A 17,757-nucleotide genomic window follows, 5' to 3' on the forward strand; every position below is an offset into this window, starting at 1 on the left:
GCTTAGGATGAAACTGATCGGCATAATAAACAATTTCGTTTGTTGTATTTATCAGCTTTTTAGCGCGCCGCGCTGGGTGACTTGCACTTAGCATATGCTATCATCGGCACATTATAGTTAAATATATTTTTTGAGGATAAAACATGGCTCAGCATTTTGATTACATTGCGATTGGTGGTGGTAGTGGCGGTATTGCCTCTGCTAACCGTGCGGCAATGCGTGGCGCTAAAGTAGCGCTTATCGAAGCAAAACACATGGGCGGCACCTGTGTTAATGTAGGCTGTGTGCCTAAAAAAGTAATGTGGCATGGCGCACAAGTTGCTGAAGCAATTAACTTATACGCACCTGATTACGGCTTTAACGTAGAAGTAAAAGACTTTAACTGGAGCAAACTCGTTGAGAGCCGCGAAGCGTACATTGGTCGCATTCATAAAGGATACGACAACGGTTTAGCGAACAATGGCGTAACCGTAATTAATGGTTTTGCTAAATTTGTTGATAGCAAAACCGTAGAAGTAAACGGCGAGCATTACACGGCCGATCATATTTTGATTGCAGTAGGTGGACGTCCGCATACACCTAATATTCCAGGTGCTGAGTACGGTATAGACTCAAATGGCTTTTTTGAATTAACAGAGCAGCCAAAGCGAGTAGCGGTAATTGGCGCAGGTTACATTGCTGTAGAACTTGCTGGTGTACTGCATGGTTTAGGCACAGAAACTCATTTATTTGTACGTAGACACGCGCCGCTTCGTAATTTTGATACGCTACTGGTTGAAACCCTGGTAGAGATCATGAAAAAAGAAGGCCCAACACTGCATACCGAATGCTCGCCTAAAGAAATTGTTAAAGAAAGCGATGGTAGCTTAACCATTCATTTTGAAAATGGTTACAGCCAAAATGTTGACCAAGTAATTTGGGCTATTGGCCGCGAGCCAAGCACCGATGTAATTAACATTGCAGCAGCAGGGGTTGAACTAAATAGCTCTGGTTATGTAAAAGTAGATGAATATCAAAATACAAACGTACCTGGTATTTATGCTGTAGGCGATATTATTGAGCACGGTATAGAACTTACGCCTGTCGCTGTTAAAGCCGGCCGTACCCTATCAGAGCGTTTATTTAATAAAGACCTACCTGATGATTTAAAAATGGATTACAGCCTTGTACCTACCGTGGTATTTAGCCACCCACCTATTGGTACTATTGGTGAAACCGAGCAAGAAGCCATTGCTCGCCACGGTGAAGAAAATGTAAAAGTGTACAAGTCGGGCTTTGCCGCTATGTACACAGCCGTTACACAACACCGCCAACCGTGTGCAATGAAGCTTGTATGCGTAGGCCCTGAAGAAAAAGTAGTTGGCTTACACGGCATTGGTTTTGCCGTTGACGAAATGATTCAAGGCTTTGCGGTTGCTATGAAAATGGGCGCAACTAAAGCTGATTTTGATGCTGTTGTTGCACTGCACCCTACAGGCTCAGAAGAGTTTGTTACTATGACAGGCTAGTGTAGAAAACATACCAATACACTTTTAAAAAATCTGGAATAATTCAAAAGCCAACTATACTTACCTTAAAGTTAGTTGGCTTTTTTATTTCAGAAAGGAGGAAAGTGTGGCTAAACTTATTCGCTCAGCTCTGGTAAAAATAAAAAAGTCAGAGACAGAGCTTGAAGATTTAGAGTCTCTACCAACTCTATATACTTCTGACGCGAGGTTCGTTCACTCTGTTAATGCTTGGTTCTATGATTTGGTAGCCTGCAAAAGACTGAAAGATCTGAACTCTTATTCTAGAGCACTTCTTTGTTACTGGTCATATTTAGAAGTTAACTCTCTGAATTGGGATGAGTTCCCACCAATAAAAAGGCTAAAGCCCACTTATAAGTTTAAATATCACTTATTGTCAGAAGTAAACAGTAGAAAAATTTCTCCCTCAACCGCTAACCTTTATTTAAAGCACGTTGTGCAATTCTATATATGGGCTATCGAAGAATCTGAGATCGAAATAAATGACGAAAAAACAGCTCCTTTTGTAATTGAGTTCATTAGCATCAAAAGAACTGATAAATTAGCTCATTTAAAACCTAAGTTCATAGTTCAAACTACTGACCTGAAAATACGTGTCCCAAAAAAGTCTGAGAGTGGTCTAAGTCCTTTAACGAGTGAGTCGCTATTAGCATTTTCTAATAAGCTCAAAAGCGAACCAATTGAATTTAAATTAATGTGTGCCCTTGCTCTTTTAAGCGGGCTTAGAAAATCTGAGGCCTGCTCGTTCACACAAGAAGCTTTAAATAGCGCTATACCAACTAGCAATTCCCACACTAGATATACTTTAACTTTAGGGCCATCTACAGGTGTAAATACCAAATATAACAAACAAAGAGAAATTGAAGTTCCTGCAACTCTATTCAACAAACTAAAAGATTATTCAATTAGCGAAAGGAGGCTAAAAAAGATCCAGAAATTAAAAATTCGTGGTGAATATGAACCACTTTTTATTAGCCAATACGGAAATCAAGCTCCCGTAGGAACTTTGAGTGCACGTTGGTCTGACTTCAGAAAAATTATCAAGTTCACACATAGCAACTTTCACTACTCGTTCCATGACTTGAGGAGTACGTACGCGACCTATCGACTTAACGATCTTCTTGATGCAGGGCTTGGTGTTGGTGAAGCTCTTGATTGCCTTATGCATTGGATGGGCCATGATCAAGAAAGCACTACAATGAAATATATAAGGTATTTACAGAAAAAGACTGCCCTTGAAAATAAATTCGGCTTGCTTGATCAAATAATGCATAACGCTATAGAGAGTGAAGGTTTCATCAATGAGTCCGAATAAATGGCAAGAAGAAATGTGCTTGAAGCTAAGAAGCGGCGCTAACACCACGCATTATTTAGATTTTAATAGAATACGCTTCAACGGCATTCCACCAACTAAAAGAATAAGAGACTTAAAAGGCATTGAGTTTGCCCATCGTGATGATTTAGCTAATGAGTTCCAAAAAGTACTCACAATGCTTCGCTTAGAAAAGTCGGATGCAACCATATCAAACTACTACTACAAATTTACTTATTACCTTAAGTGGTGTGACGCACTAAACATGCTCCCAATTGAGCAAAGCACAATACAAAAATTCTGTATGTATTGTTACGAGCGCTATCGATTAGGAGAGCTTAAAAGTAGCGCATATATAACTTTTACTAGCACTCTAAAAGTGATTTTTTCAAACTTAGAAATCAACAACGCCTCAGAAAAATGGCTAAATAACATTGTTATCATTCCAAACAATGACACTCAACCACATGAACCCTACACAAGCTCTGATTTGAAAAAGATGCTTCCTTTTCTTCGTTCACTCTTCAAACAAACGGCTAAACAATTTTTAGCTTCCCCAGAGAAATATATAGCCGCTTCGAAGAAAAGCTCTCCAATGTTCTTCGAATGGAAAGGTAAGACTCACAAAGTTTATCTTCCTGTAAATAAAATGATGATAGCCGCTACGTTTTTACTCGCTTATTACACTTATTCCAATACAACCCAAATTCTAAACCTTCGACGGCCAAAGTCTGCAGGGTATAAAAATGAAAATTGGTATGTAATGAGCGCCTTTAAAAGAAGAGCCTTCAAAGTAATAAACATTGAGATAGGTGAGCACCATATTGACATACCTAAATATTGCATAGATTTTTTTAATACTTTATTAGATGTATCAAAAGTAATTGATAACTCTGATGACGCTCCTTTAATTCAGGCTTGTTGGGAAAATAAGAGAGCACCTTTGAACAATGCGTTTTTACGTGATTTCAATAGTATTTTTATAAAAAAAAGCTTCCCGATGTATGACTCTACAGGCAAAGAGCTTAGATTTAGCGTTTCAAGATTCAGAGCAACAGGAAGCTTTATTTCTCAACTTAACAGCAATGAAATCGAAACGGCTCTATTGCTAAACAACACTCCCAGAACAGTCAAAAGTCACTACTCAGAGGGAAATAAGCTAGAAAATAACATAATGATGCAACAAGCATCTCTAATAAGAGCAGAGCAAGCCAAGAGTCTTTCTTCAATAGATAAAGCTAAGGAGAACCTCGATATCAAGGTTCTCAAATATGAAGAACTGCAAGAACAACTTTCACCACAAATTAAACAGTCTGCTCATGGTTCATATTGCGCCAACCCTTTTGGCGAACAATCAAAGAAGTTTAGTAAAAAAGTCAGTTCCTATGGTTTACACGAGTTAAAGTTAGCATGTGCTGATCTTCTTGGTTGCTTTGGATGCGATCATCAAGTAATTGTCCAATCGGTTGAAGATATATGGTGCCTATTGTCATTCAAAGAGTGTATTGAAGAATCATTGTACTTCCACCTAAATGCGAAACACTTTGATCAAAACTTTAGTAAGGTTTTAAATTATATCGATCAAAATATTCTCCCTAAAATTGCAAAAAAGATCATTGCTGACGCTGAAGTTAAATTAACTGAAGAAGGGCGACACCCTCTTTGGCTTACCCCTGACTCGCTACCAACGGTTAAATAATATGACCCCACTAATTGCTCTCCCAAAAGACATTCCTCAAAAACTACTGACACAGTTTGTAGATGTAATCGAACTACGTAACAAACATGACTGGAGGAAACTTAATCAGGTTGTAATTAGTAAAGACTTTATGGGCAAGGATAAAAGCTACTTCGGAGACCAAGTTTGGGATATGACTGCCTACGCAGCGAGGATTCAAATAAATAAAAAAAGTAAATTTGACTTTGGCTTTATAGAAAATTCTGAAGAGTTAACTCTAGAATTAAAACTTATTGTTTATGGCTGGATTTATCAAAAGAACAGCACAAGAAGTAGCCATATAAAAATACAAACTTTAGTAAATAGGCTTGCCGCGCTTAAAAAGGTTTATACTTTTTTACTTCAAAATAATCATAAATCAATTTCAGCCTTAAATGATAAAAGAACTTCACAATCACTAGATTCATACCTTATCAATAAAAAGTTAGCACAACGCACTTTAGAGCACGTTTATGCTGGTATAAACAGCATCTTCAGATTACAAAGTTGGCTACAGCTTGATTTGACTCTATCAACACTAAAACCATACGAACACGCTTTAAAATTAAGCACTAAAACACCCCAACAAACCCTTTCTATTCCAGAAAGAATAGCTGATGAGCTCTATGCTAAAGCGATAGAGTTAGTCGAGGTTTATTACCCGCATAGGCATACGCTCGCAGATATTGAGAATGATCTACAAGATAATTACCTCAGAGGGAAAGCCATTGTTGATTTTAAAATCAACAATGGTAGTTGGAAGTTTTTAAATGTACCCAAATCAGGTTACCCTATAGCTCACCGAAAAGCCCAGGAGGTTAATAAGGCTGCCCCTCAAAAGTGCTCAAGTATATTATCAAAATACACTTCAAAGACTCCTTTTCAGAGCATAAAAACTGCTACTAGTTGGAAAAAGTTATATGGCCGAATAACCACAGCTTGCTATATTTGCTGTGGTGCATTTTCAGGGATGAGAGACTCAGAGCTTAGTGTATTGAAACCAAACAGTTATTTCTGTGATGAAATAGGAGGGCATACATTTCATCTATTGCAATCTCGAACCTTTAAATTAGGTGAAAAAAATACAACGTGGGTTACAGCTCCAATTACCGAAAAAGCTGTCGAACTTATGAAAGAGTTCACAAAAAACTGGAGGAAGGAGCTTCTTGAGGCTAACTATGAAAAAGAAAGTAATTATTTATGGTTAAATAGAACCGCTCGCTCAAAGTTGCCTGTAGTCATAACAAAATGGCCTGACAGATTACAGCTTTTTTCTGACACATATGGCTCAACAATAACAAAAGAAGATCTAGTTGAAGCATTTCGATCTAATCCAAATGCACATGACAAGATTAAAGAAATATGTACCTTAGGTAAAAACTGGCCCCTCAAAACACACCAATTTAGGCGTTCATTGGCACTGTTCACAACAAGACATCGAATCGGTAATAGTTGCGCTCTTAAACAACAATATAAACAAACTTATCTGCAAATGGCTGATTGGTATAGTGTCGGTAGTATTAGTAACAGGCTACATGATTTAAGAATAGATAGTGACTTTCAACACCTTCTTGAAAAGACACAGTTAGAAGAAACCGCTAATAAATTTTTTGACATGATTAACAGTGACACTCCTTTATCCGGAACTCATGGCAAAGCAATCATGCAAATGCGCGAGGATCTTCCATACATTTACAGCTCCTGGGATGTAATTTACGATGCAGTCAAAAAAGGAACTTTAACATTGCATGGAACTATGCATAGCTACTGCAAGAATGGTTATGACTGCAATATGGATGGGGTCATAAACCCTGCCTTCTGTGTTGACTGCAAAAGCGGCGGCAGCATTATTGACGAAGCCCAAGCCAAAAACTGGCAACAAAAACATACTCGGCTCAGTTCGTACCTCAAAACCCAAATAGATTTATCTCCTTCTGTTTACGCCCATTGCATAACTCAAATCCGTGCGGCTGAGTCTGTAATGTCAGATTTCAACATTTCTTATGAACAATATAAGCACCCCATTGAGGTAACTCAGTATGACTAAGAGTGAAAACACCCTCATTAGATTAGAGGCAGCACTTGAGCGTATTTTGGCGGGAGAACCTAAGCGCATCCCCAAAAATAGGAAACTAAGCATAAGGGCTGTTGAAGAAGAAGCTAATCTTGGTAACGGAAGTTGTCACTACTACTCTGAATTCTCTTCCAAGGTAAGGATACTAAAAAGTAAACAAAAAAGCTCAAGCAGCCAGCAAGAAGCAGATACAGAGTATACTGATTCTTTAAGGTCTAAGGCCTCGAATGAAAAGAGAATAAAAGAAAAGTATCGTTCAGAAAATGTGGAACTAAAAAAGACAATTCAGCAACTAGCAGCGGAGCATCATCAATTTAATGAGTTAATACGCCGGCATAAGGCGCAGTCAAAACAACTCGAAATAGAGAATAAAGAGCTTAGCGTTGCTCTTGAAAATACTAGAGAAGAGTTGACGCAATTAAAGAGAGAACGCATTATCGAGTTCAATAAAAAATAAATGAGTATCTAGCCGCATGGAAGCAATCAATATTTTTAATGACTTGATAAAGCAGTCACCAAAAAATAAAAAACTCCTGGAGATCTTTTATGCCAATAAATTTGAAAAATACACACTAGTAACAACAGGTTTGTCTATAACCACGTTTTTTATACTTTACCTTTTTGATTCATCTAGAGAGTGGTCCCCGTTTGCGCTAATCACAGCTTTCATTCTCATTATTGCATACGCCTTTGGTCAATTTATATTTAACATCTCAAGCTTGAAAAACCCATCTAAAGACGTATTAGTTAGTATTGCTGAAAGCTTAGATCGACAAGTTTTACTTACTCAGCGATTAGGAACGTATTCATCATGGAATCTCCACCTTGCGAAAAGCCGAGTTGAATATGACATAGATAGGATATCAACTCGATTAGGGTTCCTAGTTGGAGCAATGGATAAATTAGGTCTAATTCCAGCTGCGTTTGGTTTATATTTAGTCTATGCCAAAACTTTTGGTGGGCCTCAGCTAGATAGTATTCCATATCCGATTTTAGGCTTTCTGGGTGGCTTATACTTGGGAGCTTTCTCAGCAGTAGCTATTATCAGCCGTTTTAAATATTTAAGAATGGTTTTGACTCATGCCATTGACTTAGCACAGCACAGAGAATCAGTACTTAAACAACCCTTAGCAAATGTACCTGATGCAGGCCGATTCGACACCCCACAATACAAAAACAATATTTGAGAAAATAATACGCCCCCATATATGAATAATGATGAGTTACAACGACTTGTATATGAAGCGTTTACTCGCTTTAATTATTTTTCAAATCAGCGAAAAGGAGTGTTTAAACTCCCCCCAGTATCAGTACATGACAATCTGCCCTTAAGGTTACCGAAGCTATTACCGTGATCCAAGCTCGCGAGGGGGAGAAATTAAAGATACTAAAAATAAAAAAATAACCAGTTAGCCTATTAATGAAAAAGCTAAATAGTTAATTTTTTTGCAAAAATAGAAGCGGCTTTAATTAAAATATCTCTCTCATCTGAGACTTGCTGAAGCCGCTGCTCTAACTTCTTCACAATAAACTTTTCTTTTGAATTCTTTTTTATTTCACTGTTTGCCTTTAACCACCTGTAAATTGTACTTTGCCCAATACCGTATTCACTAGAGACATCAGATACACGACGACCTTTAATGATGACTTTTTGTAATACCGATTTTTTAAATTCAGAAGAATAAGGTTTACTCACAGTATCCTCACATAGTCACTTAGGATTCCTAAGTATACATGATAGACTATAACTTAGAGAATCTAAGCATGGCTTTCTTTTTTCATGATTAACTTTTGGATTTTAATAACCCACTTCCCAAGCGCCTCAAAGAGGCGAGGCAGCGAGAAAGAATTTCTCAAAAAACACTGGGAATTAATATTGGCATGGACCCTAGCTCTGCGAGTGGTCGCATGAACCATTATGAAAAAGGCAGACATACTCCTGATCTTCAAACCTTAAAAAGAATTGCTAAAGAGCTCGATGTTCCACTGAATTATTTTTTCTGTGAAGATGAGACTACAGCAGAGCTAGTTATTGAGATAGCAAAATTAGATACAGAGAAGAAGTTTATATTAATTCAAGAGCTTAAAGGACTGCCTAAATAGCTACATTGTATCCATAAACAAGGAAGGTTAAATGCGATTTAATGAAAATGGACCTAATATTCCAGATGAACTTCTTGATAAATGTGACCGCGGCAAAGTAGTTTTATTTTGTGGGGCTGGTGTTTCTTTTAACTCTGGACTACCAAGCTTTATAGATCTAACAAAAGCTGTAATTGATTTTTTTTCTCCACCAGAAAGCTCCGAGGTTTACCAAGAATTCTTACCTTGGATCAGCGAAGGCTTTAATAAGTCACATTTAAAAACTCCATTAGATCAAGTTTTCCACTTGCTATACCAAGACTACGGACGTGACGAAGTTAATCAAATCGTTGCCAGGGTACTTTCCAAATCTAATTCTATTGATGATGTTGGCAAGGAGCATGGTATATTAAAACTCTTATCCAGTGGTCAAAGCGGTAAACCAAAAATAGTAACTACAAATTTTGACCTACTTTTTGAGCAGAACGAAGTCCTCTCTTATAGTGAACCTCCTTTTTTCCCTGATCTATCATCCGGCGCAAGTCTCGAAGCAATAACCTATTTGCATGGCAGGCTAAAAGATCCGTCTGAAAAACATCATCCTTATATTTTAAGTAGCGCAGATTTTGGAAGAGCATATTTATCCGAAGGTTGGGCAACTAAATTTATAATTCAATTATTAGAGGTATACACAGTAGTTTTAGTCGGCTATCAAGCTGAAGATCCTCAGGTGAAATATTTACTTCAGGGACTTAATCATGATGAAAAGTTTGACCGGACAAAAATTTACGCATTTGATAAAGGCGAGGCTGAAGACATCGAAGCCAAATGGCGTGATCGCGGTGTTACTGCAATAGCATATCCAGACCACCGAGATTTATGGGAAACACTTTCAATTTGGTCAGAGAAAGTCGATAAACCCAAACAATGGAAAAAGTATATATTAAATCTTGCATCCTCAAGCCCAAGAGAGTTAAAACCTTTCCAACGGGGCCAAGTTGCTAATTTTCTTACTACCTCAGCTGGGGCTAAATTATTTAGTACTGCAGAGCCCACACCTTTAGCTGAATGGTTATGTATACTTGATCCTCAAATAAGGATAGGAAAACCGAGTAAAAGTCACAACTTTAAGGATAGCGATGCCGAATCATTTGATCCATTTATTGAGTATGGACTAGACGATGATCCTTCGAGACCGGTGGATACAGAAAACTACAATTTGCCAATAATACCATATAAAAACTATTTATCATGGTTACCGTGTGACAACATTGCAACTGAAGATATTGACTTGCGCTCAAACACTAACTTGATATCACCTAGACTCTGGTATATCACAAATTGGATAATAAAGAGCTTAGACGACCCTATTATTGCATGGTGGGCCATTAGAAAAAGATCTTTGCATAACACTTTAAAAGAAAGAATCTTAGAGAAGCTTTATAGTACTAATACACTTAACCCTAACGCACGAAAAGTATTAAGCTATATAGCTAACAAGCAGTTTGAGGGTGGTGATTGGTTTAACCCGTCTTATAACTACTATAAATTTCAAGATCTAATAAAAAATGAAGGATGGAATTTCACAACCTTACGCTTTTATGAGACAAAGTTAGAGCCTTTCGTGGAATTTGAAAGCCCATATGGTATACATGCATCAAGACCCCCTTTAAAAGCATGGAGTGAAATACGTTTATCTGATATTTGTAATTTTGAAATAAAGTTCCCTTTAAGGCTTGAGCATAATATTGAGGTGCCAGACGCCTACTTGTATCGAGTTTTACAAGCTACTTTAACCCACTTACAATATGCTAACGATTTATCAAATGAGTTTGACCACAAGCATTTTTATAATACTCCTTCGTGTTATCCAGACCCTAATGAAGACACTTACAACTTAGAAGAGCACAGCTCATTTTATTTTTTTATTGAAAATTTCGAAAAATTAGTAAATAAATTTCCCTCACAAGCAAAAGCGCTTAGCTTTAATTTAAATTTAAACAACTCCTTATATTTTAATAAACTAAACTTTTATTCATATGGGTTTAACTCTATTTCCTCCGCTTCAGAAGCGGCAAACTATATATTATCAATTGATCAGGAATGTTTTTGGAGTCAAAACTATCAACTCGATTTACTTCGTTTATTAGAAAAAAGATGGAAAGATTTTTCTAATACAAATAAAGAAAAACTAGTTAAAAAAATCCTACAGGGCCCTAATAAACATAAGCATATATCAGATGAAGAATTTCAAACTTTCAAGAACATAGAAATATTTCGCTACATTAAATGGTTTGAACTCAGTCAATTGGTTCTGCCTGAAAAGTACAGAAAAAAAATCGACATGATCATATCCATGCATCAAGACTGGCAAGTTAAAGAACCGGCGGAATTGGTGCATAAAACATCTGTAAAAGTTCATGGAATTACAATTGATGAGGAAACTGATTTAATCATTAATGCTCCAATTAGTGAGGTAATTAAAAGATCAATACAAGTTTATGATAGAGGCTTTGAAGAATATACAGCTAGGAGGCCATTTGATGGCTTAATAAAACTTAGGCCTAAAAAAGCGTTATTAGCATTGTCGTATTTGAGTAAAAGAAAAGATAACCCAAAGTATTTCTGGTCGGTTTTATTAGATAATTGGCCGGATAGTGCAAGCAGAAAGACTAAAATCACATTACTAAATCGGCTTTATAAATTACCTAAAGAGATATTAATTGAGCTAAGTTATAACTTAAGTAATTGGCTTGATCGCCACGGTTCAATCTATTTAAAAGAGTTACCTAGCTTATGCTATAAATTTTTCGACTACTGTACATCAGTAATGTTAAGAGATGAGCAAAGCGCTTTGGACTCCAAAGATACTTCAATCAGTCACATTACATGGATTGAAGCTAGAGCTAGCTTAACAGGCGCTATTCTTAATACATATATCAGAGAAATTGACTCTTATCGTTTAGATAGAAATGCTGAAATACCAAGCATATTTAAAGACAAAATTGAACAATTTTTAATAAGTGAAGATACTGTTGGCGCTTACGCATCAGCAATACTTTCTTATCAAATAAGTTGGTTACATTATATAGACTCTTCTTGGGTTCAAAGCTTCCTTTTGCCATTACTAAATCTAGATAATAAGTTATCTGCTCCTGCTTGGAGTGGTGTAATTGCAAATAAATTACCATCTGTCGAGGTAAGCGTCCTATTGAAGCCAAAGATGATTCATCTGTTCCCCAGAATTTATGAATGGGCTTGGGATCAGAGACTCATAGAGGCCACATCACATAAAATAATTGAGCTTGCCTTACCTTCATATGAAGGTAAGGATAAAATAAACGCTTCAGATGCTAAAAATTGCTTTAGAAATATGAGAGAAAAAGAAAGAGCAACGGTAATTCGATATTTGAGTAAGGGCTTTACAAAAAACTCTGATGAATGTCTTAGAGACGTAACTACTATTATCGAGGATATTTGGCCTAGAGAGAGAAAATACAGAACTAAAGAACAAACAGCAGCATGGATTAGCTTATTAGAGAAGTCTGGTAGCTATTTCCCCACATTATTTTACTCTATAGAGTGGTGTTTAACACCATTGGAAGTTCAACATCATTGGTTACATTCATTTACACGCAATACTTCAGAATCAATTCCATTAGCTTATCAATTTCCCAATGAGGTTCTAAGCCTGTGTAATCTGATAATACCAAAAGAGACACGTTCATCCCTTTATCACTTAAAAGAAGTTCTAGATCTTATAGAGCAAGCAAACAATGATATTGTTAATGATCAGCAATTCATGAAACTAACTAAAATATGTGAAAATATTTAACTTACAATTAAGAGGTTAGAATGGATATAAACCTTTTGGTTCAGCTCATTACAATAATAACAGCGTTATTAGCTATTGGGCTTACCTATTGGACTATTAGAACACAACAAAAACACAATAAACTATCGGTTTCACCAAGGCTAAGTGACTGGCTTCATACGGACGATAGCTCCATTTGCTTCGATATAATCAATAAAGGGCTAGGTACTGCACAAGTTAGATCATTTGAGTTCATTGTTAATGATAAAAGCATCTCTTGGTCTGAACTTGATAGTGATATTCGTAATTATTTTAAAGCCGAGTTAGACACTAAGAATGTATATACATCAAGTTTATCTGCCACGAGCTACATAGCTCAAAATGAAAAAGTATGTATTCTTAAGTTACATTTTTTACCTGGAATGGATATGAGCTCTATCGAGAAGAGACTAACTACCAGATATAAACTAAAAATAGAATATGCCTCGTTATATGAGCAAGTATATTTTTACAGCTCCCCCCTTAAGAGTTAATAGTATTTAGGTATGTGTAATGATGAAAAATGAAGTGGAAAAAGAAATCTTTGAGCTGCAAATACAATTTACTGAGTTAATGCGTCTATTTGATGACAAAGAAATAAATTTGGATGTTATCTCAGTCAGATATTCCAAATTAAAACAACAAGTAAATGGTCGTGTAAACGATTTAGAAAAAGCTAGAAAGGATAGTCGGCTCAATGAATATGAAGGCTATTTCTTACTTCCATGCATGAAAAAGATAAGCCTCAGCTGTAATGCTAGAGTAGGTTCAAAAGATAAATCCGCACTAAGCTCATCTATATATGATGGTGAGGATTATTGCTCGTATTGGCTGACAGAAATAAAAAATAGTTAAATTACTTTTAGGTAAACAATAATGCCGAACCAAATAGAAATATCTATTGTTAGATCGCAACGACTTATATCTGCTGCAAAGACTTTGTTAGATTTAATCGAAGACGATGAGCTATTCTTGTGCGATAAGCGAGAGCCCTTTGTTTTACTCTGTGCTTTATCTATAGAAGCAATACTAAATGAAGCCCTAAGCGACTTAAAAAACTTATTGCAAGAGCAAGAGCTAGGCAAAAGTTTAATTAATGCCTTTGCTACTATGGGGTTACAAGCAAAACTTAATAGTTTATTTTATATTCTATCTAAGGGGCGCTATACAATAAATAAATCTTCAGACTGTTATTCATATTTGAGAAAAATAATAAAAGCTAGAAACATAAGTGCTCACCCAAAACCTGTTGAATTGGGTTCATTTGAAATTGACATGTACAAAAATACCGATGGTTTTGATTCTTTTTCGCTGCCAAAAGAAGTGTTTACTAAAGGGCTGTTGCAATCCGATATTTTTACGGCTCAAGAATTAAAAAACTGCTTATTAAATATCACTCTATTACAAAATACCCTCAAATATATAGTCAGAAAAGATCCGTTAGAAAACAGAGAACTTTTACTAGAGGTTAGCTAAGATACATCAATGTAATGTCTTTTAAAGCTACTTATATGTAGTAGCTTTGACAGACATTACGCTTTTTTGTACTTCATCTAAAAGGCTGCGATAACCTGACACTGGGAAAGTTAAATTTATTCCTGCTTTTTTGAGTAGGAGCCTAATTTTGTCCGATAACATTATTAACCGCCGTTTTGGTTCAAAATAACAAGCTTAATTTCAAGCTATCTTAATTACTCGTTTACAAAGGTAATTATTGGTGAAATTATCAGGGTATGTAATACACGCCGTTTTAGTGTGTATCAAACCACCGAAATGGTGTTCGATAAGCTGTTACACGTCATTTCAGATATACAGCAATGAGTTTCAAGGTAGTAATTAGGTTAGCTCTGCCAATGTCTATAAGGAAAGAGAATTGAAAATAAGTAAGGTGCATTTAGAAGGATTTAGAAATTTTTCCAATTCGAATATTAATTTTAACAAAAACACTTTAATTATTGGCGCCAACGATGTGGGAAAAAGCAATTTACTCCATGCATTAAGAATACTATTAGACAAAAGCTTATCTGAAGTGGATATCGAGCCAAGTGAGCTTGATTTTCATATTAATCCGACCGGTGTCAGCGACGAAATATCAATTACCGTTAAGTTTTCAGATATCACCGAAGACGCTGTTATCTCGGTTCTTAAGGGGAGCGTTAGTGAAAATAATGAAACCTTTTTACGATATACCGCAGTACATAGCAGCCTAAGTTATAAGCTATTTGTTGGTCCTTCAGTTGATGATCTACAAGAAGTCAACAGTCGTTTTTATCTAAAACACATGCACTTAAAATATATTGAGTCTCAACGTGATTTAGAGAGGTTCATCCGCAAGGAAAAGCGGCAGCTGTTAAAAATTGCTCAAGAATCACTTTCTGACGATGAGAAGCAAGAAGATGATGATTTACTTGGTGAAATCAGTAGTGACTTAGAAAACCTCAATGATAAAGTCTCTCAATTGGTTTATGTAGATAACGCAATGAATAACGTTAATGACGAACTAAAGAAGTTAGCTCATCATTATGCTAATTATGAGGTGCAACTTGACACGGGGGCAATTCAGGTAAATGACTTTATAGAAAAGCTACAGCTTGGTGCTAATACCAATGGCTCTAACGTGATGCTCGGTGGCGATGGGCGAAATAATCAAATACTGTTAGCTTTATGGAAAGCAAAAAGTGCACAAGAACATGATTTAGAAAACGAAGTTATCTTCTATGTTATCGAAGAACCAGAAGCACATTTGCACCCTCATCAACAGAGAAAGTTGGCAACTTATTTAATTGATGAGTTGCCCGGTCAAACGATTATTTCTTCCCACTCACCACAGATAACTGTGAATTTTTCGCCTGACTCTATCATACGGTTACTTCCCCAAAATTCATCAACAGTAGCTGCTAGTGAGGGATGCTCAGATTGTATTGAGTCAGGTTGGGAAGATATGAGTTACAGAATGAGTATTTTGCCAGCTGAAGCATTTTTCTCTGACGGTATATTCTTAGTCGAGGGGCCATCTGAAATGCTCTTTTATCAGTCACTATCTAAAGCCTTGAATATTGACCTTGATTTTGAAAACTTGTCAATCCTTTCCGTCGACGGTATTTCTTTCAAAGTATTCATATCTATACTCGATGCGCTTCAAATTCCATGGATAATGAGAACCGATAACGATGTTTCAAAAATATCAAGTAAAAATGAATGGCAGCATGCAGGCATTAATCGTTGTTTAAGTCTTATAGGAGAAGACCCATTCGATAGAGGTTATACCGAGTTTTCCCCTCAAGATACTGTGGACAATGGAGAGTGGCAAACAGCTTCGGATATGCTCAATGACCAAGGAATATTTTTATCTAAAGTTGATTTAGAAACTGATTTAGTTGAAGAACTATCTGATGAAATACAAACAGCGGTTGGAAAATCTGACGATGATTCCGCAATCAAGTACCTTCAAGGAAAAAAAGCACTAAGGATGAGAAATTTGCTTAAATCTATTTCAAGAGATCTTCATAAGCTGAATAGAGGTGAATTAGCAAAACCATTGCACAAACTAGTAGAGATGAGAAGGTCTTAGTAATGAGCACTTTTAATCCAACACTGCAGCAGCAGGCCGCGATTGACTGTGAAGATAGCATTGTCATTACAGCTTGTCCTGGTAGTGGAAAAACCACCGTGATAAAGGAAAAAATCCGAGGGATTACACCGAATCTATCTAGTCATAAAGGTGTAATTGCTATTACTTTTACGAAAAAAGCGAGTGAGGAGCTTAAGAAGCGCTGCAAAGAGAATGCTCACGACACAAAACTTAGCTTTTACGGCACAATAGATAGCTTTTGCTTGAAAGAATTGATATTGCCATTTTTAGGTCGAATATGGGATGGCAAACCGTCTGATTGTAAGATAGTTAAAAAACTAGACTCTCATCAGCAACTTTACTTATCCGGAGAATACAATTCACCGACTTGTGATGAACTTAGTTCTGATGCTGGTTTTAAAGCATTATACGATGCAGGTATATTGTGGATGAATAGTTTTGCTGCATTGTCATTATTAATTCTTAACAACTCGGTTACCGCACAGCGTTATATAAGAGCACGTTACTCGCATGTTTTTATCGATGAATACCAAGACTCGTCTCAATCTCAGCATGAATTATTCATAAAAATAAAAGAGCTTGGATTAATCGCAACGGCAGTTGGAGACATTGACCAGTCGATATATCAATTCAGGGGAAGTCAGCCAAAATTCTTGCTAGCCTTAATCGAAGACAATGCTAACTTTCAGCACTTTGAACTCGACTTAAACCATAGATGCCACCCATCAATTGTTAATTATGCTTCCCGTGTTCTTGATCCTGAATACAAATTGATAGCTCATGAAGATGATATTTATGTGTTTCGTCGTCTTATTAATGGAAGCTTAAAAAATGCTGCAGAACATATTTCACCATGGATAGACGATTGGTTAGAAAAAAACACAATTAACAATGCATCTGATGTAGCTATCCTAGCTAAGAAGGAAATATCGTTAAGAGAATTTGCAACTGGTTTAAACCATAATCACCGACTATATACTGACAGCCCCCTCAATGACATAGGAACTGAATGTGCTGACGTTTATTCAGATTTGCTATTATATAAGTACGGAGCTATTCCAACCGCTCAAGACGTAATAGAAAAGTATTTCTTTCAACTGCCAGCAAGAAATATGGCAAATATACGAAGACAATTAAAGGGTATCCGAGCAGAAGCTATACTAGAGGCTTTCATTGAGAAGAGTAACGACTTACTTGAATTAATCGGGTTCGATGAATTTGAAGAAGAAAATGATGCTGTGAGGCTTATCTGGAGCAAAGATACATGGGTTAAGCTGTTCAAGCCAATAGCTAAAGATGAAGTTCAGTTAATGACACTTCATAAATCTAAAGGCCTAGAATTCAAAATAATATTGCATTTAGATATGGAGGAATGGTCTTTTCCACATAGAATTCCGGGGGTTAACTGGGATGACATTAACTACCCAAGCCTAGCCGAAGATACTAATCTGCATTATGTTGGGGTTACGAGAGCTGAGTTATGCTGCATTTTAATTCGTACATCGTTACGCAGAAACGCGCAAGGAAACTATGGAAACTCAAGGCCATCTTATTTTCTAGGTTTACCTCAGCTTGAAGGGTTATACCAATGAATCACTTAG

The 17,757-nt window shown here is 36.5% G+C and carries 14 protein-coding genes; 13 read left to right on the top strand and 1 reads right to left on the bottom strand.

Annotation, left to right across the window (positions count from 1 at the left end; translation table 11 throughout):
• Positions 1 to 143: 143 nt before the first annotated feature.
• The 6 genes from gorA to AN395_RS09780 all read left to right on the top strand — a co-directional run bounded on the left by gorA (position 144) and on the right by AN395_RS09780 (position 7,816).
• Entirely contained in the window at positions 144 to 1,508 is a 1,365-nt protein-coding gene (gene gorA, locus AN395_RS09755) for a glutathione-disulfide reductase (protein WP_054982879.1), read from the top strand.
• Positions 1,509 to 1,614: 106 nt separating this feature from the next.
• A complete protein-coding gene (locus AN395_RS09760) occupies positions 1,615 to 2,841 on the top strand; it encodes a site-specific integrase (RefSeq protein WP_054982880.1) in 1,227 nt (408 codons plus the stop codon).
• The gene (locus AN395_RS09765) at positions 2,828 to 4,537 is read left to right on the top strand and encodes a hypothetical protein (RefSeq protein ID WP_054982881.1); all 1,710 of its coding nucleotides are present in this window, start codon (positions 2,828 to 2,830) and stop codon (positions 4,535 to 4,537) included. Before AN395_RS09760 ends, AN395_RS09765 begins: the two co-directional genes overlap by 14 nt.
• 1 nt (position 4,538) lies before the next feature.
• Positions 4,539 to 6,602 (top strand): hypothetical protein, encoded by a 2,064-nt coding sequence (locus tag AN395_RS09770; RefSeq protein WP_054982882.1) that lies wholly within the window; start codon positions 4,539 to 4,541, stop codon positions 6,600 to 6,602.
• Entirely contained in the window at positions 6,595 to 7,086 is a 492-nt protein-coding gene (locus AN395_RS09775; protein ID WP_054982883.1) for a hypothetical protein, read from the top strand. Before AN395_RS09770 ends, AN395_RS09775 begins: the two co-directional genes overlap by 8 nt.
• A gap of 16 nt (positions 7,087 to 7,102) precedes the next feature.
• Entirely contained in the window at positions 7,103 to 7,816 is a 714-nt protein-coding gene (locus AN395_RS09780) for a hypothetical protein (protein ID WP_054982884.1), read from the top strand.
• Between the two features lie 242 nt (positions 7,817 to 8,058).
• On the opposite strand, the gene AN395_RS09785 is transcribed toward AN395_RS09780, so the two are convergent.
• Complete coding sequence (locus AN395_RS09785) at positions 8,059 to 8,325, bottom strand: transposase (protein ID WP_054982885.1); 267 nt, start codon at positions 8,323 to 8,325, stop codon at positions 8,059 to 8,061.
• A gap of 95 nt (positions 8,326 to 8,420) precedes the next feature.
• Between AN395_RS09785 and AN395_RS09790 the strand changes: the two genes are divergently transcribed.
• From AN395_RS09790 to AN395_RS09820, 7 genes are all read left to right on the top strand, one after another.
• Complete coding sequence (locus AN395_RS09790) at positions 8,421 to 8,732, top strand: helix-turn-helix domain-containing protein (RefSeq protein ID WP_054982886.1); 312 nt, start codon at positions 8,421 to 8,423, stop codon at positions 8,730 to 8,732.
• A 31-nt stretch (positions 8,733 to 8,763) separates the two neighbouring features.
• Positions 8,764 to 12,546: an SIR2 family protein gene (locus AN395_RS09795; RefSeq protein ID WP_054982887.1), complete on the top strand. Its 3,783-nt coding sequence runs from the start codon at positions 8,764 to 8,766 to the stop codon at positions 12,544 to 12,546.
• Between the two features lie 20 nt (positions 12,547 to 12,566).
• A complete protein-coding gene (locus AN395_RS09800) occupies positions 12,567 to 13,058 on the top strand; it encodes a hypothetical protein (RefSeq protein WP_054982888.1) in 492 nt (163 codons plus the stop codon).
• 19 nt (positions 13,059 to 13,077) lie between these two features.
• Positions 13,078 to 13,419 (top strand): hypothetical protein, encoded by a 342-nt coding sequence (locus AN395_RS09805; RefSeq protein WP_054982889.1) that lies wholly within the window; start codon positions 13,078 to 13,080, stop codon positions 13,417 to 13,419.
• A 21-nt stretch (positions 13,420 to 13,440) separates the two neighbouring features.
• Positions 13,441 to 14,040, top strand: coding sequence for a hypothetical protein (locus tag AN395_RS09810; RefSeq protein WP_054982890.1), 600 nt, complete (start codon positions 13,441 to 13,443; stop codon positions 14,038 to 14,040).
• 397 nt (positions 14,041 to 14,437) lie between these two features.
• Entirely contained in the window at positions 14,438 to 16,135 is a 1,698-nt protein-coding gene (locus AN395_RS09815) for an ATP-dependent endonuclease (RefSeq protein ID WP_054982891.1), read from the top strand.
• Positions 16,136 to 16,137: 2 nt separating this feature from the next.
• Complete coding sequence (locus tag AN395_RS09820) at positions 16,138 to 17,748, top strand: UvrD-helicase domain-containing protein (RefSeq protein WP_054982892.1); 1,611 nt, start codon at positions 16,138 to 16,140, stop codon at positions 17,746 to 17,748.
• The last annotated feature ends 9 nt before the right edge of the window (positions 17,749 to 17,757 follow it).

Origin of the sequence: Pseudoalteromonas sp. P1-30 (assembly GCF_001400005.1) — a bacterium.
Taxonomy (GTDB): Bacteria; Pseudomonadota; Gammaproteobacteria; order Enterobacterales; family Alteromonadaceae; genus Pseudoalteromonas; species Pseudoalteromonas atlantica.